This is a genomic window from Corynebacterium sp. 74A (assembly GCF_008930665.1).
Lineage (GTDB): Bacteria > Actinomycetota > Actinomycetes > Mycobacteriales > Mycobacteriaceae > Corynebacterium > Corynebacterium megadyptis.
Genome location: NZ_PQMG01000002.1, coordinates 1 through 22,597, shown reverse-complemented (window position 1 = coordinate 22,597; position 22,597 = coordinate 1). Strand labels below are relative to the sequence as shown.

General features: G+C 62.3%; 19 protein-coding genes and 2 tRNA genes. 11 read left to right on the top strand and 10 right to left on the bottom strand.

The window, feature by feature from the left end; genetic code table 11:
* Positions 1-291: 291 nt before the first annotated feature.
* On the top strand, positions 292-1,545 hold the full coding sequence (locus GBB11_RS03110) for an Ig-like domain-containing protein (protein WP_151549938.1): 1,254 nt from the start codon (positions 292-294) through the stop codon (positions 1,543-1,545).
* A gap of 75 nt (positions 1,546-1,620) precedes the next feature.
* Here the strand turns inward: GBB11_RS03110 and GBB11_RS03105 are convergent, their stop codons facing one another.
* Positions 1,621-2,619, bottom strand: a complete 999-nt coding sequence (locus GBB11_RS03105) for an LLM class flavin-dependent oxidoreductase (RefSeq protein ID WP_151549917.1) — start codon at positions 2,617-2,619, stop codon at positions 1,621-1,623.
* Between the two features lie 117 nt (positions 2,620-2,736).
* Positions 2,737-4,044: a hypothetical protein gene (locus GBB11_RS03100; RefSeq protein ID WP_151549918.1), complete on the bottom strand. Its 1,308-nt coding sequence runs from the start codon at positions 4,042-4,044 to the stop codon at positions 2,737-2,739.
* Positions 4,045-4,691: 647 nt separating this feature from the next.
* Between GBB11_RS03100 and GBB11_RS03095 the strand changes: the two genes are divergently transcribed.
* The gene (locus GBB11_RS03095; RefSeq protein WP_225979246.1) at positions 4,692-5,507 is read left to right on the top strand and encodes a GIY-YIG nuclease family protein; all 816 of its coding nucleotides are present in this window, start codon (positions 4,692-4,694) and stop codon (positions 5,505-5,507) included.
* Between the two features lie 260 nt (positions 5,508-5,767).
* Here GBB11_RS03095 and GBB11_RS03090 read toward each other — a convergent pair.
* A tRNA-His gene (locus tag GBB11_RS03090) sits at positions 5,768-5,840 on the bottom strand.
* 295 nt (positions 5,841-6,135) lie between these two features.
* Between GBB11_RS03090 and GBB11_RS03085 the strand changes: the two genes are divergently transcribed.
* The gene (locus GBB11_RS03085) at positions 6,136-7,755 is read left to right on the top strand and encodes an aspartate:alanine exchanger family transporter (RefSeq protein WP_151549920.1); all 1,620 of its coding nucleotides are present in this window, start codon (positions 6,136-6,138) and stop codon (positions 7,753-7,755) included.
* A gap of 61 nt (positions 7,756-7,816) precedes the next feature.
* Here the strand turns inward: GBB11_RS03085 and orn are convergent, their stop codons facing one another.
* The 4 genes from orn to GBB11_RS03065 form a co-directional block, all read right to left on the bottom strand.
* Positions 7,817-8,461: an oligoribonuclease gene (gene orn, locus GBB11_RS03080; protein ID WP_151549921.1), complete on the bottom strand. Its 645-nt coding sequence runs from the start codon at positions 8,459-8,461 to the stop codon at positions 7,817-7,819.
* A 43-nt stretch (positions 8,462-8,504) separates the two neighbouring features.
* Complete coding sequence (gene cmrA / locus GBB11_RS03075; protein WP_151549922.1) at positions 8,505-9,305, bottom strand: mycolate reductase; 801 nt, start codon at positions 9,303-9,305, stop codon at positions 8,505-8,507.
* A gap of 20 nt (positions 9,306-9,325) precedes the next feature.
* On the bottom strand, positions 9,326-10,249 hold the full coding sequence (locus GBB11_RS03070) for an ornithine cyclodeaminase (protein ID WP_151549923.1): 924 nt from the start codon (positions 10,247-10,249) through the stop codon (positions 9,326-9,328).
* 148 nt (positions 10,250-10,397) lie between these two features.
* Positions 10,398-10,471: transfer RNA gene (locus tag GBB11_RS03065), tRNA-Arg, on the bottom strand.
* Positions 10,472-10,643: 172 nt separating this feature from the next.
* Here GBB11_RS03065 and GBB11_RS03060 point away from each other — a divergent pair.
* The 3 genes from GBB11_RS03060 (at position 10,644) to ettA (ending at position 15,277) form a co-directional block, all read left to right on the top strand.
* Entirely contained in the window at positions 10,644-12,848 is a 2,205-nt protein-coding gene (locus GBB11_RS03060; protein WP_225979247.1) for a cytochrome c oxidase assembly protein, read from the top strand.
* A 160-nt stretch (positions 12,849-13,008) separates the two neighbouring features.
* Positions 13,009-13,461, top strand: a complete 453-nt coding sequence (locus tag GBB11_RS03055; protein WP_151549924.1) for a single-stranded DNA-binding protein — start codon at positions 13,009-13,011, stop codon at positions 13,459-13,461.
* Between the two features lie 145 nt (positions 13,462-13,606).
* Complete coding sequence (gene ettA / locus GBB11_RS03050) at positions 13,607-15,277, top strand: energy-dependent translational throttle protein EttA (protein ID WP_151529746.1); 1,671 nt, start codon at positions 13,607-13,609, stop codon at positions 15,275-15,277.
* Positions 15,278-15,396: 119 nt separating this feature from the next.
* Here the strand turns inward: ettA and pdxY are convergent, their stop codons facing one another.
* Complete coding sequence (pdxY, locus tag GBB11_RS03045; protein ID WP_151549925.1) at positions 15,397-16,248, bottom strand: pyridoxal kinase PdxY; 852 nt, start codon at positions 16,246-16,248, stop codon at positions 15,397-15,399.
* Here pdxY and GBB11_RS10800 point away from each other — a divergent pair.
* The 3 genes from GBB11_RS10800 to GBB11_RS03035 are packed head-to-tail and all read left to right on the top strand — an operon-like array spanning position 16,247 to position 17,571.
* Positions 16,247-16,417, top strand: a complete 171-nt coding sequence (locus GBB11_RS10800) for a hypothetical protein (RefSeq protein WP_192796401.1) — start codon at positions 16,247-16,249, stop codon at positions 16,415-16,417. The genes pdxY and GBB11_RS10800 overlap by 2 nt on opposite strands.
* A gap of 44 nt (positions 16,418-16,461) precedes the next feature.
* Positions 16,462-16,929, top strand: coding sequence for a thioesterase family protein (locus GBB11_RS03040; RefSeq protein WP_151529744.1), 468 nt, complete (start codon positions 16,462-16,464; stop codon positions 16,927-16,929).
* Between the two features lie 12 nt (positions 16,930-16,941).
* Entirely contained in the window at positions 16,942-17,571 is a 630-nt protein-coding gene (locus GBB11_RS03035) for a hypothetical protein (protein ID WP_151582266.1), read from the top strand.
* On the opposite strand, the gene GBB11_RS03030 is transcribed toward GBB11_RS03035, so the two are convergent.
* Together GBB11_RS03030 and GBB11_RS03025 are read right to left on the bottom strand one after the other, a co-directional pair.
* Positions 17,568-17,954 (bottom strand): globin, encoded by a 387-nt coding sequence (locus GBB11_RS03030; protein ID WP_151549927.1) that lies wholly within the window; start codon positions 17,952-17,954, stop codon positions 17,568-17,570. The two genes, GBB11_RS03035 and GBB11_RS03030, sit on opposite strands and share 4 nt — an antisense overlap.
* Before the next feature lie 11 nt (positions 17,955-17,965).
* Positions 17,966-19,828, bottom strand: a complete 1,863-nt coding sequence (locus tag GBB11_RS03025) for an FAD/NAD(P)-binding domain-containing protein (RefSeq protein ID WP_151549928.1) — start codon at positions 19,826-19,828, stop codon at positions 17,966-17,968.
* A 130-nt stretch (positions 19,829-19,958) separates the two neighbouring features.
* On the opposite strand from GBB11_RS03025, the gene GBB11_RS03020 reads away from it, so the two are divergent.
* Complete coding sequence (locus GBB11_RS03020) at positions 19,959-21,632, top strand: TIGR04028 family ABC transporter substrate-binding protein (RefSeq protein WP_151549929.1); 1,674 nt, start codon at positions 19,959-19,961, stop codon at positions 21,630-21,632.
* 2 nt (positions 21,633-21,634) lie between these two features.
* A partial coding sequence (locus GBB11_RS03015) for an ABC transporter permease (protein WP_151582264.1) occupies positions 21,635-22,597 on the top strand: 963 nt, incomplete at its 3' end.

Here is a 22,597-nt window from a genome sequence, read left to right as displayed (position 1 = left end):
CTATTTAAGAGCTTCGTGGGTCGCGTGTGGCTGCGTGGTGTGAGACGGGGTGTGTCGCTGCGTTGTAGGGATGATGGGCGGCGCTCCTCGCCGGAATGATGGTGTCGCGGCAGCTGCCTAGCAAGGTCCGGGGGAGGGGCTCGATTTTTGACACACAGTGTCGACAACATGGTGTGTGACATGCGATAAGCAACAGTTTGGTCACGGTTTTGGGAAGCGGTTTTTCCGGCGCGGTCCGAGCGCGCGGGGCGTGTAGAATCCACCGAGACTATGGTTTATCGACGGAGTGAAATGTTTAGCACAGGGCGGTTCTCTTTTAGTGGTCTGACGGGCGAGGTCAGCGGGGGTTATACAGCTCAGCCTCGGCTGCTGCGAGCCGTGATGGCGCTGCTCGTGTCGTGTTCTTTGGTTCTTGCTGGATGCACGATTGGTGACGGCAACACGGAAGAAGAGGCCGCTGGGAAGACCAAGATAGAGAAGGTTCGCGAGGAGGAAACTCCGAAGCTGAATGTTGGCGATGAGGCCACGGATGTCAATCCCACGGATCCCATCGAGGTCACTGTGGAGCACACCACGCTGACGTCGGTGACGATGACGAACGAGGCCGGCAAGGTGGTCGAAGCCGAGATCAGCGATAACGGTAAGAAGTGGCATGTCACAGAGCCACTGGGCTATTACCGCACCTACACCGTGGATGCGCAGGCCGAGAACGGCCAGTCCCTCGAGGCAAGTTTCACCACGGTCGCACCCGATGGCCGGGCGGCTGTCTACTTGGGGCCGCTGGATGGGTCGGTAGTGGGCGTGGGCCAGACCATCTCTTTCCGTTTTAACGCCCCGATTTCTGATCGCCAGGCCGCCCAAGACGCTATTACCGTAAGCACTACCCCTGAGGTAGAGGGCGCATTCTATTGGCTGAATAATTCGGAGATGCGCTGGCGTCCGGCCGAGTTCTGGCCCAGCGGCACCGAGGTTAAGGTGAAGGCCGATATCTATGGCGTCGATTTGGGCAACGGCATGTACGGCAACGCCGATAATGAAATCTCATTCAGCATTGGTGATGAGATCATCAGCACCGTCGATGACTCGACCAAGACGATGACGGTGACCAAGAACGGTGAGGTGCTCAAGACGATGCCCGTCTCCTTGGGTGATGCCGATTTCCCCACGCCGAATGGTATCTACATGATTGGTGATCAGAACCCCTCGATGATCATGGATTCTTCTACCTTCGGCCTAGCCGTGGATAGCCCCCGCGGTTATCGACAGAAGGTGGACTGGGCCACCCAGATGTCCTGGTCGGGAATCTATGTGCACTCCGCGCCGTGGTCCATGTGGGCCCAGGGCAGCACGAATACGTCCCACGGCTGTGTGAACGTCTCTCCGGACAACGCCAAGTGGTTCCAAGAGCTCGTCAAGCGCGGCGATGTGGTGAAGGTGAAAAACACCATCGGCGGTGAGCTCTCCGGCTTTGACGGTCTCGGCGACTGGAATATCCCTTGGGAAACATGGAAGAAAGGCAACGCGGACGAAACCTCCTCGTGGTAGACCCTTTCCCCTAGCGCCGGAGACCAACGGCCCAGCCACCTACGCGATGGCTGGGCCGTTGTCGTGTGTATGCCGTTAGAGTGCTGGATCGGCGCTGGGTAGCTCCCATGCGGCGGAGAGGATCTCCATGGAGTGCAGCATCGCCGCATGCGACGGCGACTGCAGCGAGATCATGAGCTCATCAGCGCCGGTGCGCTCCGCGAACTCCGAGAGATAGCTGCGCACCTCGGGCTTCGTACCGATCGCGGTATAGCGCATCATGGTGCTCACCTGCTGGCCTGCATAGGAGTGCAGCAAGGCGTCGAGCTGTTTTTCGCTGATCTCGCGGCCCCGGGCGGCCAGTGATTTCACCCGACTGCGCCGCACCTGCTCCCAGTCCTCCTGGGCTTGGGCTGTGGTATCGGCGGCCGTCACATTCACCGCGGCGATCACATAGGGGTCGGGATTACCGGCGCTCGGCTGGTAGCGCTCGCGGTAGACGGCGATGGCCTCATCGAGGTGCTGCGGCGCGAAGTGTGAGGCGAAGGCATAGGGCAGGCCGAGTTGTGCGGCCAGCTGGGCGCCAAAGAGGGAGGAGCCGAGAATATACAGCGGCACCTCAGTGGCGGCGCCGGGAATGGCCTGCACGCCAGGGATCCGGCTCTCCCCGGAGAGATACCCCTGCAATTCGGCGACATCCTCGGGGAAGCGCTCGGCGGCGCGAGGGGAGCGTCGTAAAGCCTGCACAGTGCGCTGATCGGTGCCAGGGGCACGGCCCAAGCCCAGCCCGATACGGCCGGGATACATCTCCTCTAAGGCCCCGAATTGTTCGGCGATCACCAGTGGCGCGTGATTCGGCAGCATCACTCCGCCCGCCCCCAGTTTGATGGTGGAGGTGTGCGCGCCCACGTGGGCGATCAGCACGGCCGGGGCGGAGGACGCGATACGCGGCATATTGTGGTGCTCCGCGTACCAGATGCGTTCATAGCCGAGTGTCTCTGCGCGCTGCGCAAGCCGTACCGAGCGCGAGAAACTATCGCGAGGCCGTTCCCCGTCGTAGACGAGGGCGAAATCGATGAGCGACAGCGGAATCATGCGTGCCTTTCTCATACGGGAGTAGTGCTTTCACCCACTGTAGAGAAAAGGCCCACACGTGGTGGGCCTGAGTCTCAGCTTATCGACGCCACGCTGCAGGCGTGCGGCGCGAGGGCTTTAGGATTTCGCTGAATCGGGGGTGTCCGTATCGCGTAGCTGCTCGGCGTCCTCTTCGCTGAAGTCCACGGAATCATCCTGCACCAGCGAATCGGTCACTTCCTCCTGCACCGCATTGGAGAGGTAGTCATCGGAGATCTGGGAATCACCCATCAGCTTCTCCATTTCCGCTGCGTGATCGTCGGTGAATTCCTTATCTGGGTGGTGCTTACGGTAGGCGAGGTCGCGAATCTTATTACGGCGCTTCGACTCCGAGGCGATCTTGCGGCGATCGCGGATGTAGAAAATGATCAGCACGGCGATGAGCAGCAGGCCGAGGTAGCCGAGAATCGGGTACACCTTCGCCATCAGGGAACCGAAACCGATGAAGGAGATGGCGTAGCCCACCAAGGTGGTGATGATGAAGTAGAGGCGGAACTTAGACTGCTTGCCCGCGGATAGGCGGCGGCCCAGGGCGTAGAACATGCCGATAGCGGAGTTATAGATCATCGCGTAGACGATGAACACCGCGATAATGGCCATCACCGGGTGGATCTCCTCGAAGAGAGTGAGGTTGGGCACCGAGGAGCCCTCCACCTTGTCAGCGCCGAGGAAGAGCGTCACCGAGATCATCACCAGCAGCACCGTATAGGCGATACCGCCCACGAGCCCGCCGAGGGAGGATTCGCGTGGGTCGAGGTAGCTGCCGCCGATCACGAGCACCATGGAGATCGCCATGATTTCCACCAAGCCTGCGTAGTTAATGGCCGAGAGCCACCACGGACTGATGGGGGATTCGGCCTGCACGGCCACATCGTTGAGGCTGGACAGATCGTCCGGCAGGTTGAACATCATGTAGGTGAAGGCGATGATCACCGCGATGATCATGGCCGGGGTGAGCGCGCCAATCACGTTCGACACCTTGTTGATGTCGAGGAAGCCCGAGGCAATCACCAGCGCCAGCATGACGGTGGAGCCCACCCAAGTCGGCCAGCCGAACTGCTGGTTGAAGGTGGAACCCGCACCGGCGAGCATCACGAATCCCAAGCTGAAGAGGGTGATCATCACCGAGACATCCATGAAGCGGGCCACCCACTTCTTGGAGATGTCTTGGAATACCTCGTTGTGCTCGTCGGCCAGAAAATAGCTGCCCAGCTGGAGCGAGAGCATGCCGCCGATGGAGATGAGCAGCCCGGCCAGCACGGCGCCGGCGATGCCGATGGAGCCGTGGGAGACGAAGTATTGGATCGTTTCCTGGCCGGTGGCGAAACCGGCGCCCACGAGCAAGCCAATGAAGGCAAGCGTGATGGATATGACGCGTTTAAGCATGAATGTGTTCAGTCCTTAAAGAAAGCGGAAGTACAAGGCGCGGTGGCATGCGCCCTGCTCAGCAATAGCAGGGTGCAGTGCACGAGACTCACTAAGACTCAAGAAACCGGTCTCAGCATGCAACCCAGAAACTGTCTTGAGCAGCCAAAACGCAAATAGTTGTTATCTGATTGTTATTAAAGCGGAGGAAACTGTGACGTGCGTTTCTTATTAGTTTTGCGCAGCTAATACGGGGGATTGTGCTGCTCTTCAGCGTACCCGCGTAGGCGCATATGCCGGCGGTTACGCCGGGGCGAGTGGATTCTTTGTCGGGCAGGGGAGGGGGCATGGCAGGACTGCTGTGCGCGGGTTCAGTGGCAGAGACCGCTAGGGGTGAGTGTCCCGCCGAGGGGCAGTAGGTAATCAGGCACAATTGCACTATGTCCTCGGATCTTTCGTCTCCTTCATCCAAGCATGGCCAGTGCACACAACTGACAGGACGGGTATATGACGTTCGGGAGCTGGACTCAATCGCGATCATTCTCGTGGGGGAGTCGAGTCTCAGGGGGCTTTATCGCCTGGGGTTTGCCGATGGCAGCGTCTACGTTGGGCAATCCGTGAATGTGGTCTCTCGCTTTCGCTCCCACCGCAGGCGGTGGAATGACATCGTGACTTTCGAGTTTTTCCCGCTGCCGGAAGGCGATCTAGACGACCCAGAGAGGGCCCTTATTGCTGATAGTGAAAGGGCATCATCGGTCCGGAATGTTCGGGATACGCAACGGCCCCACGGTGGTGCCGATGTTGAGTTCACCTCTATAGAGGGGGGCACCACGGTTCTGCCGTGGGATAGAGAGAAGCGAGTGCGTCCGGGGGAAAACGTCATCGGCAGGGATAGCAAAAAATTCTTAGAACTCGCGAGGATGGTCGAATATGAGGTGCTCCGAGATCTCCTCGGATGGTTCATCTACGAGGCACTGCCTGACCCCTACAACACGCACAGACACCTCTGGATAGTGTCATGCTTGCCAGCGACGAATCGCTCTCAATCACACCGAAGGCTGCTGGTGGTGAGTGCGGGAAACCTCGAGATCTTCGTTGTTTGCCAACATATGGTCGCTGGCGTAGCTGAGATCGAGCTGTTCATTAACACTGCGAGAGTCGATGGTGAGCTGGCCTCACTCCAAGATCCGGAGGGACGATGGTATGTCGAAAACAGTGCCTATCCTCTTTCTGAGGTCACGCGCTGGCATTTCACAATGGAGGGGCTCGAAGACATCCTCACTGGGCTCGTTGATTTCCCGCACACCGAGCCGCTCCTGAATAGCGCATATCAGTTGAATGTTCGTCTGATGCGGCAAGGGGGAACGATGTTCGGGCGTTTTCACAATGAATTGCTCGCCAGCGATCTTCTAGCCGCTTCGCTGAAGTGGGGTAACGACGAGTGGCGGGCAGCCATTCGTATAGGGGAGGAGGCTGCCCACTGAGAGGTCCACAGTCGACACGAACCAGTGCTTCGGGTGTACTCAGTATGTAAGGGGGTCGGTCGAGAGTGCTGGTCGCAGGTATGAGCGCGCCCCATTGTGTGGATGGACGTCATGCAGGTTGTCGGCCGCCCGTTGTGCGTGCCTGTTGGCAGTGGCGCCTTCTCTTCGAGAAGCAGGCCTAAGACTTGCTCGGGGGCGCCGGGTGAGGCAATAAAATAAGCCCCCGGACCCTGTTTCCAAGGCCGGGGGCTCATCGTCGGGGTGGCTGACGGGACTCGAACCCGCGACACCCAGGATCACAACCTGGTGCTCTACCAGCTGAACTACAGCCACCATCGCTGCCGTTTTCTGCAGCGAGAGTTATAGTAGCGCACCGCATAAGAAAAGCAAAAACTGCAGCTGGTATGGGTAATTGCTGGCGCGCAAGCAGTGGGGATGTGGCGCTCTCACTTGACGTAGGATGACTCAGTGATACGGTAACCCTGCTGAGAACCTACGGGTGCGCATGCTCTCACCATTCTCCGCGCGTGGGCGGGGAAGCGGGGAGTGTCGCACGCCCACGCCGTTTCTCTCCTCATATTCTTTTGGGCCCGCTGTCGTGGGCCCCCGCGCTCCCCAAGGACCCCTCGTGTTCGATTATCTCGCCGCCAATCCATTGATTGCGCTGATGGCGATACTTGCCCTCGGCTATCTTCTGGGCAAAGTGAACGTGGCCGGCATATCGCTCGGCTCCGCCGCCGTGTTGTTTGTCTCCATTGCTTTCTCCGCAGTCGAGCCGGAGATCCAGCTTCCGCCGCTGCTGTACACCTTCGGCCTAGCGCTATTTGTGTATGCCATCGGCCTGAGCTTCGGCGCGCAGTTCTTCGCGGAATTCCGCTCCCGTGGCTGGAAGATCAGTGCCCTGGCAGCCCTCGTGCTCACCGGTGTGATCGTGTTGGCCTATGTCGGCGTGAAGTTCCTAGGGCTCGACGCCGCCCAAGGCGCCGGCAGCATGACGGGCGCAGTCACCTCCACTCCTGGTATGGCAGCCATCGTGGAAACCATGAAGGCCTCGGGTATCACTGATCCCGAAGCGCTGGCGCTGCCAGTGATCGGCTACTCGCTGGCCTATCCGGGTGGTGTTCTGGGCCTGATCCTAGTGGCCGCCGTGGGAGCGAAGCTGCGCAAGGTGGACCACGTCGCAGACGCCAAAGAAGCCGGTGTGATCACCGAGGACCTCCACCTCACCGGCCTCGAGCTCGGCCCCATAGAACCTGGCACGGTCGCAGAGGTGCTGCGCCCCACGGGTGCTGAGGTGGTGGCTACCCGTCTGATCCACCACGAGGATCCGGAGCATCAAACCCTCATCACCGCGGATACCGAGGTCTCGAGCGGCGATGTGCTGCTAATCCACGGCACGCAGGAGGAGCTCCGGCGGGCCACGCACATCCTGGGCCGCGAGGTGCATTTCCCTATCGATGACCACAATCTCGATTACCGCCGCTTCTCTGTGTCTAATCCGCAGATCGTGGGCCGCACTATCGACGAGCTCGGCCTCGCGGAGAAGCGTTTTCTCATCGCGCGGGTGCGTCGCGGTGACTCCGACTTCATCCCCACGCCCACGACCCGTTTGGAATACTCAGACAAGGTGCGGGTAGTCACCCCGACCCACAAGATGGCCGAGGCGAGGACGTTCTTCGGTGATAGCGAGAACGCCCTGGGCAACTTTGATTTCTTCCCCTTCTTCTTGGGGCTGCTCGCCGGACTTCTGGTGGGCATGATTCCGATCCCGATGCCGGGCGGGCTGACTCTCTCCCTGGGCTTCGGTGGCGGCCCCATCCTCGTGGGACTGATCTTGGGCTGGCGTGGCCGCACCGGCCGGTTGCAGTGGATCGTGCCCTTCCAGGCCAACAAGATCTTCATCAATATCGGCTTGGCGCTCTTCCTCGCCGGGGTGGGCACCACCGCCGGAGCCGGCTTCGCCGCGGCGCTCTCTGATGTTGAATCCTTGCTCTACGTGGGCTTCGGTCTTGTTCTCACGCTGGTTGCAGCGATCGCCATGGCTGTTCTTGGCGCGTGGGTGCTGGGGGCGAAATGGGATGAAACCATGGGCATGGCCGGTGGCATCTCCACCAATCCTGCGATTATCGCCTATCTGAATGCGCAGACCGGCACCGATCTCGCCGCGCGGGGCTATGCCACGGTGTATCCGGTGGGCATGATCGGCAAGATCATTGGCGCCCAAGTGCTCTTCCTGCTGCTCGTCTAGGCCCACGGCAAACACGCATAACGCCCGCTCCCTTCACACTGGGTAGCGGGCGTTGGTGGTTTTACTGTCCGAGATGCTCCCGGTAGCGGTCGACGGCCTGAGCGGCGGCGTCGCCGCAGTTCTCCGATGTGGGGCTGGGATCGGCTACGAAGAGAGCGCGGCGATAGTAGTCGAGTTCGCGGATCGATTCCACGATATCCGCCAGCGCGCGGTGGGCGAGGCCCTTGTCCGGCTGGTGGTAGTACACCCGCGGCTGCCAGCGCCGTGCCAGCTCCTTGATGGAGGAGACATCCACCATGCGGTAGTGCAGCGCCGCATCGAGGGCCGGCATACGCGCCTTGATGAAGGCGCGGTCGGTGGCGATGGAGTTACCGGCCAAGGGGGCGGGGTGCTCGGGATCGCAGTGCTCCGCGATGAGCTCCAGCACCATCCGCTCCGCCTCGGCGAGGCTGATAGTGGAGGCTGTGATCTCCTCGGTCAGCCCGCTGGAGGCGTGCATATTCGCCACAAAATCATCCATCTGGGCCAGTTCTTCTTCGCTGGCGTGCACCACGATGTCCACACCCTCGCCGAGGATATTCAGCTGGGCGTCGGTGACCACGGCGGCGATCTCCACGATCACATGTCGCGCGGGGTCCAGACCCGTCATCTCCAGATCGATCCACACGAGGCGATCATATTTTGCGGGTAGCTGCGGCTCAGACATGGTCACGGAGGGTGCTTTCTAGGGTTGAGAGGAACAACAATGGTTAACCCATTCGAGCATAGAAGGAACCCATCAGTGGCGCGAGTAGGCCCGTCGGTGCCACCTTGGACACCGCATTCATGACCTTCGATAGCGGCCCCGGCACCACGCGGCGCCGGTTATTGGCCAAAGCCTCGAGGGTTTCTTTCGAACAGGATTCATAGGTGGTCCACAGGAAGTCGGGCACCACCTTGTCCACGATGGACTTCTCCTCCTCGGCGATCTCCGCCTCGCGCACCGGCCCAGGAGCCAGCAGGGTGCAGTGCACCCCGGTCTTGCGCAGCTCATAGTGCAGCGCCTCGGTAAAGGCATTCACGCCCGCCTTGGTAAAGACGTAGGTGGCGTTATTCGGGATCGGCACATTACCGGCCGCCGAGCCAACATTGAGGATCGCGCCCTCGCCCCGCTGGAGCATGCCCGCCAGCACAGCATGGGTGAGCTCGAATACGGCCCGAGCGTTGAGCTCGAACTGATCCTGCTCGTAGTTCCAGTCCTGATCGCGGAAGGCTCCGAAGCTGGCGATGCCGGCGGAGTTGATGATGATGGAAATCTCGCGCTGGGCCAGCTCATCCACCAGCTCGGCGCGGGCGTTGGCACGGGCCAAATCAACAGCGCGCACCTCCACTTCCACGCCATGCTTATCGACGAGTTCTGCCGCCAGATCCTGCAGCACGGCCTCGCGGCGTGCAACAAGAATGAGGTTATGGCCCGCTGCGGCGAGATCCCGGGCAATCGCGCGGCCGATACCCTGGCTGGCGCCGGTAACTACGGCTCGCTGCTGGGGTTGGGGGAGAGGAAGAGACATGATGAGGTGATGAATCCTAATTAGTTGGAGTTGGCGGCGCGGTAGGAGGCGAGCACGTCGCTGCCAATAACAATATCTCCGAGCCCGGAGCCCAGGTTCTGTGCCACCACGATGCCCTTGGGGCGATCGCCGTTCAGCAGATCGCCGGTAGCGCCGGTGGCCTTGGGGTAGTCCTCGGCGATCTTCGCGGGGCGCAGTGCCTCGTACTGGATGGGGTCATCGGCGACAAGAGTGCTGGCGGCGGCCAGTTCCTTGCCCACCACGGTGCCATAGTCCAGCGGCAGCAGGGTCACATCATCGCGCACTTGTGCGGAGGTGATCTCCTGGCCCGGTACCCGCATGGCGAGGCCGGTGATAATCACCCCGGCGTCGCGGATCGCACCGTCGCGATCCAAGGTGGGCTTCAAGGTGATGCCGGGAGTGTGCTCGGCGGCCCATTCCATCAGCGCATCGAGGGAGGAGGAGCTACGACCCCACACGGTCATCTCCTCATAACCGAGTCCCTCGAGAATCTGGGCATGCGAGCGGGCCTGCACCCCGGTGCCGAGGAAGGTCACATCACGGCGCTCCCCGCCGTCGATAGCGAGGCTGGCGCCGGTGACGGCGGCGGTACGGAAAGCGGTCAGCGGGGCAGCGTCGAGAATGGCGAGGGTGGAGCCATCATCCGGATCGGAGAGCAGCACGCTGCCCTGGACGAAGGGCAGGCCCTTCTCCGGGTTGTTCGGGGTGAGTGTCACCCACTTGGTGCCAAAAAGATTGCGATCTGGCCAGGCAGCGGGCATCGAGTTGGAATAGGAGCGGCCCTCGCCGGCGCTCACTTGAATCTTCGGCACGGTGTTGGCCGAGCCATCAGCGATGGCGATCAATGCCTCTTTAATGGACTCCACGGCTGCGGCGGGGCTGGGCAAATGGGCTTCGACTGTGTCGTGATCAATAATGAGCATGCCGTCGAGCTTACTAAAACACTCTGGCCACCAAGGTGACACATGTCTCAGCCTGCGGGAATGCGCTGTGCACCCCCGCGTGTGAGGGGATGGGACGTCGGGAAGCGGACAGTACTTCTCGAGGACATCGCGGATCGCCCAGAAAAAGTACCCCCGGCAGGACTCGAACCCGCGACACATGGGGTAGAAACCCACTGCTCTAATCCACTGAGCTACGGAGGTATATCGCTGCACGGGGCGCCAAGAAGGCGCGTGCACAGCGATGCCTACGTATGTTAGTCACCGCGCTGATCAGCGCGCAAAAGGCGGGACCGGGACGCGGCCTAGAAGATGCTGCGGGGAATTGAGGACATGGTCAGTTAACGATCCTCGGGCTGGCGGCTATCCTAAGAACATGGCTGAAGCGACGAGCATCTCCGCTGGTACAACCGCACCGGCACCCTCGGCCCCTACCTCCCCGGCGCGCCCGAGCACGGCGCTCTACGTGCTATTTTTCACTACAGCAGGACTGGTTGCGGGCCTCATTTCTTGGCAATTCCTGAGTGCCTCCCTAGCGGCGCTGGGTATTCCCGACCCCGGCCCGGCCACCACCGCTGGGCTGCCCTTTTTGCGCGCCGGGGGAATGATGCTGGCCGCGCTTGCTGTGGGCTCTTTTTATTTCAGCTCTTTTCTTACTCCGCCGCGTACCCAGCACGTCAGCGAGATGTACGTGGACAAACGCCGGCTTGCGGCGGCGGAGCAGCGCTCCCAAGCGAGCGGCTATGGCTATGAGTTTCACCGCGAATCAGAACTGGCCACCCGGCTGCGGGTAGCGGAACTCGGCGTGGATGGCTCCTTGGCCAGCCGCACCGGTGCGGTGGCGGCGCTGTGCTTCGGCATGATCGCGGTGGCGATGGTGCCGATGTATCTCTCGGATGTCTCCGGCGAATCGCTGTGGCAGGCGATGAAGCCGGGGAATTGGTCCATCGCGATCTCCCAAGTTTCTACCTCCTTGGCCTGGATCGTGGTGGCCTGCGTCGCTCTAGTCGTCGGGTTGGGGGCGCTCTTGAGCAAGAAGTGGATTATGCAGCCAGTGTGGCTGCTGCTGTCGGTGCTCATGATCGTCCCGCTGGGTATGGAGGGGCACTCTGCCAGCGGCGGTAATCACGACTACGGCACGAACTCCTATCTGTGGCACCTGCTGTTCATGGTGCTGTGGGTTGGTGGGCTCATGGCGCTTATCGCACACGGCCGCCGTCGGGGTACCCACCTCGATATTGCTATTCGACGCTATTCACCGCTCGCGCTGGTGGCTGTTATCGGTATGACGCTGTCCGGTCTACTCAACGCCGCCGTGCGTATCGACTTCTCGGACTGGCTCACCTCCGGCTATGGTCTGTTGATTACCGCCAAGGCTGTGGGCGTGGTGGTGCTCGCCCTCTTCGGCTTCGCCCACCGCCGCATCGCCATCCCGCGGCTGGAGCGCGACCCGAATGATCACCGCACCTTCCGCCGCATCGCCATCGTGGAGGTGCTGGTGATGGGCGCGGTCACCGGCGTCGCCGTGTCGCTGGGCCGCACCCCGCCGCCCCCGCCGCTGGTGGCAGACATCAACACCATGGATATCCAGCTGGGCTACAAGCTCTACGAGGAGCCCACCATCTGGAATGTGTGGACGATGTGGCGGTTCGATATCGCCTTCGCCACCTTCGGGCTGATCCTCGCGGGACTGTATATATACGGCCTCATCAAGCTGCGCCGCAAGGGCGAGAGCTGGCCGGTTCGCCGCAGCGCTTGGTTCCTGCTCGGCTGCGCCACCCTAGTGATCACCATGAGCTCGGGTATCGGCATGAATATCCCGGCCACCTTCTCGATGCACATGGTCGGGCACATGATCCTGTCTATGACCATCCCCGTGTTCTGGGTGCTGGGCCATCCGCTGCAGCTGGCGTTGAAAGCCAATGAGCCGTCGACAAGCGATGTGCCGGGGCTCTATGAATTCGCGGAGATTGCCCTCGATAACCCCGTGCTGCGGGTAGTGGTGCACCCAGTGTTTAACACCGTGCAGTTCCTCGTGATCTTCTATCTGATGTATCTGGTGCCGAGTCTGTACGAGGTGGCGATTTCCGAGCACGCCGGACACCTGAGCATGAATGTGCTGTTTTTGTGGTCGGGCTACATGTATTACTGGGACATCATGGCCACCGACCCGCTGCCGGTGCAGCGCTCGCCGATGTCGAAGACGGCGTGGCTGACGTTTTCGCTTCCTTTCCACATGTACTTCGCGGTCTATCTCATGCAGACCCAGCAGGTAATGGGCGAGGAGTTCTACAGCACCCTTGGTTTGCCCTGGGAGGTGGACCTGCTCTGGGATCAGACCGTAGGCGGCGGCATTGCCTGGGCATCTGGCGCATTCCCACTGGTGATCGTCTACATTGTGGTGCTGCGCAAGTGGCTGACCGCGGATCGCCGCGAGTCCCGCGCCTATGACACGCAGGCGGATGCTACCGACGATGAGCAGCTCGAGGCCTATAACCAGTGGCTACAGCAGGTCAGCCGCGGCGAGGACAGGCAAGACGACTACCACAATAAGGACATTTCGCGGCCGCGCCGCCGCTAACGCTGGGTCTGTGTATATGGCCTGTGGATAACCTCAGCCCCGTGGGGGTGGGCGAGGCGGTTATCCACAGGCCCGTGTGCTCTCTCGGGCCGGCAGTCGGATGGATGGGCCACTCTGGTGATCGCACGCAACATAGAACACCAGAAAGGACCGTGCAGCTATGCCAATGATCCAAACCACTCTGATGGGCAATCTCGGCACCGAGCCCGAATACCGGCTATTTCCCAGCGGCAAGGAACTCACGAAGTTTCGCGTCTGCTCCTCCAAATCCCGCCAAAATGAGCAGGGAGATTGGGAGCAAGTCAGCGAGCTGTGGGTGGATGTCGAATGCTGGGGCAGGATCGCCTCCCCGGCCGCACACGCCTTGCGCTGCGGCATGAGCGTGATTCTTGTCGGCCACTTCTATACCGACGTCTGGGAGGTGGAAGACAATGGGGTGACCTCCAAGCGCAGCCAGGTCAAGTTTAAGGCCCAATTTATCGGCAGCGATGTCACCCGCTCGCTGCTGCGCGTGGGGGCGGGCAGCGAAGATAGTGCGGCGGATACCGCCGCGGATAATCGCGCCGCTGCCGCGAAAGCGCTGGGGGAGGAGGTCGAATCCGTGCCCTTCTAACCCCGTAGTGCAATGTAGGTGCCCGCGCTGGAACTCATGTACCCTTTAAGGCGGCTAGCAGCGTTTTAGCCCTGCCCTCTGCTCGGGCTGGGGCGGCTGCTCATTACTTAACGTGCACGTCATATTTAATAGGGAGTTACATAAGTTGGGCGAGTTTATCTACACCATGAAAAACGTCCGTAAGGCCCATGGTGACAAGGTCATTCTGGACAATGTCACCATGGCCTTTTATCCGGGCGCGAAGATCGGTGTCGTTGGTCCAAACGGCGCCGGTAAGTCCTCGATTCTGAAGATTATGGCCGGGCTGGACCAGCCCTCCAATGGCGAGGCCTTCCTGGATTCCGGAGCCACCGTCGGCATCCTGCAGCAGGAGCCGCCGCTGAATGAGGAGAAGACCGTCCGCGAGAACGTGGAAGAGGGCCTGGGCGGCATCTTCGAAAAGAAGCAGCGCTTCGAGGCCATCGCCGAGGAGATGGCCACCAATTACACCGATGAGCTCATGGAAGAGATGGGCAAGCTCCAAGAGGAGCTGGATGCCGCTGACGCCTGGGAAGTGGACTCCAAAATCGAGCAGGCCATGGAGGCCCTGCGCTGCCCGCCGTCCGATGAGCCCGTCAACCACCTCTCTGGTGGTGAGCGCCGCCGCGTGGCCCTGGCCAAGCTGCTGCTCTCCGAGCCGGATCTGTTGCTGCTGGACGAGCCCACTAACCACCTGGACGCCGAGTCCGTGCTGTGGCTGGAGAAGCACCTGGCGGACTACCCCGGCGCCGTGCTGGCCGTGACCCACGATCGTTACTTCCTCGATCACGTGGCCGGCTGGATCTGCGAGGTCGACCGCGGCAAGCTCTACCCCTACGAGGGCAACTACTCCACCTATCTGGAGAAGAAGGCCGAGCGCCTCGAGGTAGCCGGCAAGAAGGACGCTAAGCTGCGCAAGCGCCTCAAGGACGAGCTGGCATGGGTTCGCTCCGGCGCCAAGGCCCGCCAGGCCAAGAACAAGGCCCGTCTGGAGCGCTACGAGGAGATGGCCAAGGAAGCCGAGCAGTACAAGAAGCTCGACTTTGAAGAGATTCAGATCCCCACCCCGCCGCGCTTGGGTAACCAGGTGGTGGAGGTGCACAACCTCACCAAAGGCTTCGATGGCCGCACCCTGATTAAGGATCTCTCCTTCACTTTGCCGCGCAACGGCATCGTGGGCGTGATCGGCCCTAATGGTGTGGGTAAGTCCACGCTGTTTAAAACCATTGTTGGTCTCGAGGAGCCGGACTCCGGCGAGGTCAAGGTGGGCCAGACCGTGCAGCTGTCCTATGTGGACCAAAACCGCGAGAATATCGACGGCGAAAAGACCGTCTGGGAGGTTGTCTCCGATGGCCTCGACTACATTCACGTCGGCCAAAACGAGATGCCCTCTCGTGCCTACCTGTCTGCGTTCGGTTTCAAGGGGCCGGACCAGCAGAAGCCGGCCAAGGTGCTCTCCGGTGGTGAGCGCAACCGCCTGAACCTTGCCCTGACCCTGAAGCAGGGCGGCAACTTGATCCTGCTGGACGAGCCGACCAACGACCTCGATGTGGAAACTCTGAGCTCGCTGGAAAACGCGCTGCAGAAATTCCCTGGTTGTGCCGTGGTGATCTCCCACGACCGCTGGTTCTTGGACCGCACCTGTACCCACATCCTGGCTTGGGAAGGCAATATCGCCGAGGGCCAGTGGTTCTGGTTCGAAGGCAACTTCGAGGACTATGAGAAGAATAAGGTGGAGCGCCTCGGCCAAGAGGCCGCACGCCCCTCGCGTGTGACCCACCGCAAGCTCTCTCGCTAGACACTAAGTCGGAGCACCCGCCCCCCACAGCGGGGCCGGTGCGCCGCGAAAGAACACCACCGCCGCCGAGCTGGATATCAGCTCAGCGGCGGTGGTTGTTGTCTAGAGACGAGAGCTATTTAGCGCACTTGGCGTACCTCAAACTGCATGCGCGGGTGCGCGAAGGCATCCTGGGTTTCGATGAGCTTCAGCTCACGGCTGCCCGCGGTGTAGGTCGCCTCCACCAGGTCGAAAATGGAGGAGGTGGTGGCGGCGAGTGCAGCGGCGGCGTCGCGGCCCTCGGTGTAGTGGCCGGTGAAGAGCGCGGCGGTGACATCGCCGGAGCCGTTGATCTTAATCGGCAGCTTCGGGGTGGTGACCAGCCAGGCGCCCTTCTCATCGACGGCCAGCATCTCCACGGTGCCCTCCTCGCGGTCGGGGCGCTCCACGGAGGTCACGAGTGCCGCCGAGGGGCCAAGATCGAAAGCGGCGTCCACGGCGGCGAGGGTGGAATCCAGATCGGAGACCTCGCGGTCCACCAAGTAGCCCAGTTCGAACTGGTTGGGCACGATCACATCGGCTTGTGGCACCACCTTGTCGCGCAGTAGCGGTGGGATGGCGTCGGAGACGAAGCACCCTGACTTGGCATTGCCCATCACCGGATCGCACACATAGATGGCGTTCGGGTTGTGTTTTTTCACTCGCGCCACCGCGTCGAGGATCGCATCCGCGATGTCGGGGCCGCCCTGGTAGCCAGACAATACGGCATCCACCGAACCCAGCACCTCGCGCTCCTCGAGGCCGGTGACGATGTCTGTGACATCAGAGGCGGGCATCAGCGGTCCGCGCCAGGCGCCATAGCCGGTGTGGTTGGAAAACTCCACGGTGTTGATAGCCCACACCTCGTGGCCCATGCGCTGGAGGGGGAACACGGCAGCGGAATTGCCGACGTGCCCGTAGGTGACGTGCGATTGGATTGACAGGATGTTCATGCTCTCTATTGTGCTCGAGAACGTGAGGGAAAAGAAAAATGGGTGCGCCCACACCACGGGCTGCGAGGTGGGACGCGCAACGGCGAAGATCGCCGAGCCGGTGGTGCCGCTGTCAATCGTGGGTGCCAATCCCGTGCACGGGCGCGCCCGCACTGGCACAATGGCCTAAGTACGCACCTGAGCGAACGCATTGTATGTGAGAAGGTAACCACGATGACCGAAACTGCCGCCCATGTGGAAAGCTCCACGCCCGGCCCCATTCATTCCTGCGCCATTCCGGTGCGCTGGACAGACTTTGACCGCTTCGGGCACATGAGCAACTCCATCTATGTGGAGATTGCTCAGGAGGCGCGGATGCGTTTTGCTATCGACGAGTTCGTGCCCCGCGGCCTCGAGATCCCCACCGTGTTCGTGCGTCGCCTTGATGCCGACTATCTCGCCCCGGTGCTTACCGACACCACCGCAGTGACCGTGGATACCCAAGTCATTAGCATCGGCCACACCTCCTTTACCTCGCGGCAGAAGCTGAAGGATCGCCACGGCAAGATTTGCTGCATTATCGAAGTCGTGCAGATCGCGATGGACCTGCACACCTCGAGCCCGCGTCCTATTAGCGAGCGGGAGATCTCGGTGCTCACCCGCGCCGAGGAGACCAAGGCGATCTCGGACGGCAGTAACTAGAGCGGCGAGGTTGTGGTGCAGTTTTCCTCAGGACAGCAGGGGATCCTCGCGCTGATCACGCGCGCCCTCGCGCTCGATAGTGCCGCCCATATCCGCATCGCTCGCCGCTCCGGCGGGCTTGAGTGCTTTGTGCACACCCCCTTTTCGGTGCTCGCAGGGCGGCGCGCGGAAGGGACTATCGACAGCGATGGGGCCGTGTATCGGGCCCAGGATCTACTCACCTTCGATGGCTCGGGGTTGCACCCCCAGCCCAGCCCCGCCCCCGGCGGCGCGCTGTCCTGGCCGGGTGCCCTACCCCCAGAAGACGGGTGGGAGCTCATCGAATCCATTCCAGGAGCCGCGGTGCGGCAGCTCGTGGATGCGGGGCGCGGCTTGGCGAAGCAATTTTCTACCGCCATGGGGCCGCCAGTGTCCCTGCTCAACTCCACAGTGATCAGCTGTAGCGCCGGCGAGATCACGGTGGAGGTGCCGATGCGCGCGGTGTTCGCGCTCAACGCCTTCGCCTTTATCCCCACAGATACCTCCGAGCCCAGTCATAATCGTTTGTTGGTGTCGCGCTCGGGCAGGTGGGTGCGTATCGACGCCTACTACGGCTCGGTGTGGTACCGGGCCGGTGCGGACTCCCTCACCAGCCTGCTCTAGGTGTGATTGACCAGCATATAGGCCACCCGCACCATGTGCTCCCACACCGCGGCACGGTGGGCGTCGGAAAGCTGCTCGGGGGATAGCTCATCCATGGAGGCTTTCATCAGCTCCAGCCAGCGCTCGGCGGCGGCCGCATCAATCTGAAAAGGCGCATGGCGCATACGAAGCCGCGGATGCCCCCGTTGGGCGGAATACTCGCTGGGTCCGCCCCAGAATTGGATGAGAAACATTTTTAGCCGCCACTCGGCTCCCGCCATGTCCTCGGCTGGGTACATGGGCCCGAGGATGTCATCCTCCTTCACGCGGGCATAAAAGCCGGCGACTAAACGATCGAAGGTGTCCTCGCCGAGCTCCTCAAAGACGCTGCGCGGTTCAGTCATGTCTATCCATTTTAGGCGCTCGGAGAGCCGCAGGCGATGCGTAGCAGCGAGCGCGCCACCCGGTCGCTTTCCTGGAGCATAGTGGGGTCGGTACGCGGCATCGGCGAGATCGTGGTGTCGGCGAGAAACGCCCCCAAGGGAATGCCCACCGCATGCAGCCGGGGATCGGCCTTTCCCTCGCTACCGAGAACACGGCCAGTATGGGGATCGACTTCCCACGAGCGCGAGGCGCTGCCATCGTCAAAACGGAAGAGCCGAGCCCTCGCGCCCACTGAGCGCACCAAAGGCGAGGCGGATCTGCCCATATCGGGGTTGCGCACGAAGGCATCGAGAAGCACTCGGGCCTCGCGGGCGTCGCGGGTGGTGGGAGAGGACATACGAAAGCCGGTCTCGGTGGTGCTCACCTGTGGGGTGGCGCCGAGAAACTCCACGAGGCCGGCGTCGATAAGCGCCAGCAACTGCCGGGTGCGAAACAGCGGCGGCCCCGATCCCGCCATCTGGCCCAGAGCCATGAATTCGCGGAGGCTGGTGGTGCGCGAGGCGTGGGTGTAGCGGCCGTGTTCGCCGAGAATGCCCACGGCCTTGCGGGAGGCGGCCAGGGCCCACATGCCATTTTTGAAGGCGGATTCACGGGCGCGTTCAGCCTCGTGGATATCGCCGCTGAGTCCTGCGGCGATGTGCTCGGTCAGGGCGGGCGGATCCATGCGGAGCCCCGCCAATGGCTGGGAGTAGGCGAAGGGGTCGAAGGGGCGAGAGGTGGCGTCAAGAAGCGGTGCGATCTGATCCGGCAAAAGCCGAGGATCGGTGGTGCTATCGATGAGCTGGAGAATTTCCTCCACACGGGCAGGGCGGCTGGTGAGGTAGTAGGCCTCGTGGGCATCGCGCAATAGTGCGGGCAGGACCTCGGTGCCGAAATCGATGCAGCCCAAACCGGTGCGTTCCGATAGCTCGGCGATCACGGCGCGAGTGCGGGGATTATGTGGCGCAGGGGGTAGGGAGTGGTACTCCGATTTCGGCAGATAGGGATAGCCGCGGCCACTGGCCACCACCACCTGCGGTTCCTGGCCGCTCGGCTCATAGCGCAGCCCCGAACGCCGGTAGGTATCAGAGATGAAGCGGCCGCCGCGCCCCTCGGTGAGTAGCAGGAGGGAATCGAAGAAGCTCATGCCTAACCCCCGCACCAGCACGGTCTCGCCGGCGACGATGGGGGAGAGATCCTGATCAATGGGGTTGCCCGGGGCGATCCACTGGCCGCTCGCTTGGGCGAGGGCCTCCTCCTCGGCGGAGGGAGCTGGGGTGTCCCAGCCGAGGGCCAACACGGTGGCATCGGCCAGCAGGGTGGTGCCATCGGCGAGTGTTATCAGATCTTGGGAGCCCTGCGGCTCGATGGCGGTGGCGGTATGGGGGTGCTCGCGCACAGTCATCGTCTCTGGCAGGGTGTCGCGCAGCTGCTGGTAGACGGCACGGAGATACTCGCCGTAGAGGGCGCGGCTGGGATTGGACTCCGGTTTGGTGGCGCGCATCTCCTCCCAGAACTCGCTCGCCCGCGCGTCTGGGTCCTGCAGCTGTGCGCGGATCCACTCATACATGGTGGGGCCGGTGCGTGGCGGAATGCCGACGCTGGCGCCAGGGTCGGGGTAGAGGGTGACAGCATCGGCAAGGGTGTTCATGCACATGGTCCGCGGCTGGTCGGTGCGCCATACCTGCCCCGCCCCGATCTGGTGGGGGTCGAGGAGATGCACCGTCAAGGGGGTGGGCTGATCGCTGTGGCGCTGAGCCGTGGATAGCCGCTCAAGCAGGGAGATCCCGCGGGGTCCTGCTCCGATGATGGCGATGCTGCGGGGGTGAGCGTGAGCCGAGTGTGAAATACCCATAATAGACAGATTAGTCCTTTATAAATAGAATGGCCAGTCTAATATCGTGCTGTGCGCGCCGCGGCGGGGCTGAGGGGCCGCGTCTGGCGGGCACCTGCTGTTGTGTTTATCGCATAGGAAGGCTCCGTCCATGACACTCTCACGACGCCCTCATCTCGCCCCGCTTCTTGCCGCGCTCGCGATTCCCATGCTGATGCTCGCCAGCTGTGCCGCGCCCCTCAAAGCCAACCCCGATGATCGCGCCGCCGCCGCGGAGCTGACCTATGCCGATTCGGCCCCGTGGACCAGCCTCTACCCGCCGACCGCGGGCTTCTACCCCAATGGGGGCATCGTGGGAAACATCACCGATCGCCTCTTATGGCAAGACCCCGAGACCCTCGAGCTGCACCCGTGGATCGCCACGGAGCTGCCCGAGATCAACGAGGATGCCACCGAATACACCTTCCGGCTACGTGAGGGCGTGACCTACTCCGATGGCAGCGCCCTCGACGCCGCGAATGTGGTGGCCAACTTTGATCTCTTCGGGCGCGGCGACGCCGAGCGCACCCTGCCGCCCAGCGAGCAGATCAACAACTATGAGCGCGGCGAGGTGCTCGATGAGCACACCGTGCGCTTCCACTTCTCCGCCCCCGCGCCGGGCTTCGCGCAAGCCACCTCCACCCTGAATGCTGGGTTATTGTCGACTGCCACGCTGCGTCGCGACGCCGAGGGCTTCGGCCCCGGCAATGCGGTAAACGTGGTGGCCAGCGGCCCCTTCGTGATCGAGGAGGAGGAACTGGGCACCCAGATCCGGCTGGTGCGGCGCGAGGACTATGACTGGGGCCCGCCGGCGGCCTCCCATCACGGCCCGGCGAAGCTCACCACCCTCACCATCGTCACCGCCCCAGAGGACTCGGTGCGCACCGGTGCTCTGCTCGCTGGCCAGGCCGACGTGATTCGCCAGGTGGAAGCACCCGATGAGCGCCGCTTTCGGGAGCTGGGTGTGCGCATCCATGCCGGCGGCACCGGCGGGATGAATAACTCCATCAACTTTCACTTCGCCCACCCCTATCTCGCGGATCAGCGGGTCCGCGAGGCGCTCATCAAGGGCGTGAACCGAGAGGAAATCCTCGACACCTTGTTCACCGACTCCTACCCGCTGGCCACCTCCACGCTTTCGAGCGAGGCGCGCGGCTATGAGGATCAATCCGAGCACTATGTCTACGACCCCGAGGCCGCGCGGCAGCTGCTCGACGAGGCCGGCTGGCAGCTGCCCGCAGGCGCGGGCCCAGGCGCCATCCGGGAGAAGGACGGCGAGCGCCTGAGCCTCACGGTCAACGAGGCGGTGCCGCAGCCACGCTCGAAGGAGATTGTGACCATGATGCAGGCACAGCTGCGCCGCATCGGGGTAGACCTGCAGCTCTACCCGGGAGACTATGCCGCCCAAACCGCCGCGGCCAAGGACATCGAGAAGATTCAATTGGCCCATCACATTGTGGGCCGTGCCGATGCGGACGTGGTGACCTCCCTCTGGCATTCGGAGAAACGCAATGTTTTGCTCAATGGCGATACAGATACGGGAGAGATCCACGATCCCGAACTTGAACGACTGATGAACGCCATCTCTGGCACCGCGGACCCTGTCGCCCGAGAGCGTGTGGTGCGGGAAAGCCAGAACTATGTGTCGGACAAAGCCTATGCCTTGCCGCTTTTTGAGGAACCCCAAGTGTTTGCCCTAGGCGATAACGTGCGGGATTTCCACACCGGCCCCACCGCCCGCCCGTGGTTCTATGCCACCAGCCTGAGCGCCGCGAAGGAGAACTAGATATGACTCGGTCTGCTGTGTTGTCGCGCATCCTCCAAGCCTTCACCGTGATACTGCTGGTGTTCATCGCCGCCTTCGTGCTGCTCGCCGCCTTGCCCGGCGATGCGGTCGAAGCCCGCTATGCCAGCCCCGAGCTCGGTCTCTCGCCGCAACAGGTGGAGGAGATTCGCCGCTCCTATGGCGCGGATAAGCCCCTGGTGGTGCAGTTCTTCGTGCTCCTCGGTGGCTATCTCACAGGAAACTTCGGTACCTCGGTGGCCCAAGGCAGTGCCGTGTCCACTCTCTTGGGCGAGGCTCTTCCGCACACGCTGGCTCTGGCTGTCAGTGGCTTTCTCCTCGGCGTGGTGCTGGCGGTCCTCATAGCCACCGCCGCCACCTTCGGACCCTTCCGCTGGCTGCGGGCGCTGGCCGGATCGCTGCCGCCACTTTTTGCTTCTACCCCTACCTTCTTCGTCGGCATCGTGCTCATCCAGTTGCTGAGTTTCCGCTTCGCCATCATCCCCGTGATCGGCGGCTCCGCCCTGCATGAGCTGGTGTTGCCGGTGATCACCCTCTCGATTCCGGTGGCTGCGCCCCTCGCGCAGGTGCTCATCCGTTCCATCGATGACGTGGAGGCCAGCCCCTTTGTCACCGTGTTGCGGGCCCGCGGCGCCACCGAACGGTGGGTGCTGTGGCGCGGCATCATGCGCAATGCGCTGCTTCCCACCCTCACTATCGCCGGCATGATCTTCGGCGAACTCATCGGCGGCTCGGTGGTGACCGAGGCCGTCTTCGGCCGAGCCGGGATCGGGGCGCTCACCGTGAACGCGGTATCCAATCGCGACACCCCTGTACTCATGGCCATCGTGGTGCTCGCCGCGGCACTGTTCGTGCTGATCAACCTCATCGTGGATTTGTGCTACCCGCTGCTTGATCCACGCCTGCGCACGGTGCGCACTGCCCGCACCGGCCCCGCCGCCGAGCCC